General features: G+C 60.7%; 3 protein-coding genes. 1 reads left to right on the forward strand and 2 read right to left on the reverse strand.

The features are described 5' to 3' along the window. Positions 1 to 841: MFS transporter (locus AC1DVH_RS29745; protein ID WP_477756801.1), on the reverse strand; the 841-nt coding region annotated here is incomplete at its 3' end. A 210-nt stretch (positions 842 to 1,051) separates the two neighbouring features. Here AC1DVH_RS29745 and AC1DVH_RS29750 point away from each other — a divergent pair. Beyond that, positions 1,052 to 1,939 (forward strand): LysR family transcriptional regulator, encoded by an 888-nt coding sequence (locus tag AC1DVH_RS29750; RefSeq protein ID WP_477756802.1) that lies wholly within the window; start codon positions 1,052 to 1,054, stop codon positions 1,937 to 1,939. A 15-nt stretch (positions 1,940 to 1,954) separates the two neighbouring features. On the opposite strand, the gene AC1DVH_RS29755 is transcribed toward AC1DVH_RS29750, so the two are convergent. Next, a partial coding sequence (locus AC1DVH_RS29755) for a cupin domain-containing protein (RefSeq protein WP_477756803.1) occupies positions 1,955 to 2,272 on the reverse strand: 318 nt, incomplete at its 5' end.

Below are 2,272 nucleotides of genomic sequence, written 5' to 3' on the forward strand. Positions count from 1 at the left end.
TGGTCGCCATGACCACGGTGGTCACCAGCATGCTCATGACGAATCCTGCGCTCATCTGCCAGTTACGGAACATCGTCAATCGAACCAGAGGCGACTCGGCTGTGTGCTCGACGAATACAAACACGCACAGCCCAAGAACTGTCACCAGCAACAGCGTCATGTTCAGCGGCCCCAGGGTGCCACGCCCAATGGTCATCGCCAGTGCATAAGCCAGCAGTGTCAGAACCAGCACCAGCGTGCCGAGCACATCGAAGCCCGCTCGATCCGCCCTCTTCTCACTGCGATCGTTGGGCAAAAAGTAGAGCGCGAGCCCAATCGCCAAAACACCCAACGGCACATTGATCAGAAAAATTGCCTGCCACCCCGGATTGGCAATCAAAAAACCTCCAAGGGTCGGGCCGAGTGAGGTGCCAATCGCTGACATCGTGCCGAGCACGCCCATCGCACTGCCCATTTTTTCCTTGGGAACGGCCCCGCCCACTAGCGCCATGGTCAGCGCCATCATGATGGCCGCACCGACGCCCTGCAGCGCCCGAGCGGCAATCAATAACCAGAGATGAGGGGCCAGCGCGCACAGGATCGAAGCGACGGTAAACACGCAAATCCCGATCAACAACAAACGTCGGCGGCCAATGATGTCGCCAAGTCTTCCGACACTGACGATCAGCGCCGTGATCGCCAGCAGGTAAGCGAGCACCACCCATTGCACTTGCTGAAAGGAGGCTGAGAACGCCTCGGCCAGGGTCGGCAATCCAACGATGGCAATGCTGGTGCCCAGGGACGACAGCAGCATGGATAACGACAGGCTGGCCAAGGCTCCCCGAATCGATATGGACTTCATTTTCTCGCGACTCCGCAAATAGGTTGTCCAGAGCCTAAGCCCGGCCATAACATGGCGGAAGACGCAGTATTTGCACTATATACGTGCACAAGACGCCACATGTTAAAAAACCTGTAGGAGCGAGCCTGCTCGCGAAGAGGGTGTGTCAGACAACATCATTTTTAATGTGCCACCTTCGCGAGCAAGCTCGCTCCTACAGGAATTGATTCGATGCCMGACCTGAATCTGTTGATCACCCTGAACGTGTTGCTSGAGGAAGGCAGCGTGGCCCGCGCCGCGCAGCGTTTGCACCTGAGCCCGTCAGCCATGAGCCGGGCGCTGGCGCGATTGCGCGAAACCACGGGCGATCCGCTGCTGGTGCGGGCCGGGCGCGGACTGGTTCCCACGCCTCGGGCGCTGGAGTTGCGTGAACGCGTCGGCGTGCTCGTGCAGGACGCCGAAGCCGTCCTGCGCCCTGCCGAGGCACTCGACCTGAATCAACTGACCCGTACCTTCGCCCTGCGCACCAGCGACGGCTTCGTGGAAAATTTCGGACCGCAACTGATCGCCCGCATCAACGAAGAAGCGCCCGGCGTCCGCTTGAATTTCGTGCAGAAGCTGAACAAGGACAGCACCCTGCTGCGCGAAGGCTCGGTGGATCTGGAAACCGGTGTGATCGGCGAATCAACCAGCCCGGAAGTGCGGACCCGGATGCTGTTTCGCGATCGGTTCATTGGCGTCGTGCGCGAGGGTCATCCACTGGCTCAAGGTGAGATGACACCTGTTCGTTATGCAAGCGCCCGGCACATTCTGGTCTCGCGCCRGGGCCACGAAAAAGGCGTCATGGATGACGCCTTGAATGAGCTGGGACTGAAGCGGGACATCATCACCATCGTCGCCGGTTTCTCCTCTGCGATTGCATTGGCGCGGGCTTCAGAACTGGTGGCCAGCGTACCGGAGCGGCACGTCGGCAACCTGTGCCAGGGGATGCACTGCTTTGCCTTGCCGTTCCCCACGCCCCCCATCACGGTTTCAATGCTGTGGCACCCGCGCATGGACGCCGACCCGGCGCATCGCTGGTTGCGCGGTTGTGTGTGGGAGGTTTGCAGCCGGCAATGACCCGGTGGCCCTCGCCTACTCCTTCAGGATCAGCAACGCTTCGCCTTTCTTCACGATGTAGGTCGCCAGTTCCGAGGCCTTGTCCTGGCCCACGTTCTTCGCCACATGCGCAACGCCTTCAGGGATGTACAACGAGTCACCGGCCTTGAGCGTCACCGGTGCCCGCCCTTCCAGTTGATATTCAAAGGTGCCGCTGATCACGTGCGCCACCTCGACACCGGGGTGAGCATGTTTGGGCGATGTCACGCCCGGATCGAAGTCCACGAGCACCTGGAGGACTTCGCGATCGGCGGTGCCCAGGTCTTCGCGTACCAGGTCGGTGCGGTGCAGGCC

Source organism: Pseudomonas sp. P4_C3, assembly GCF_056402075.1.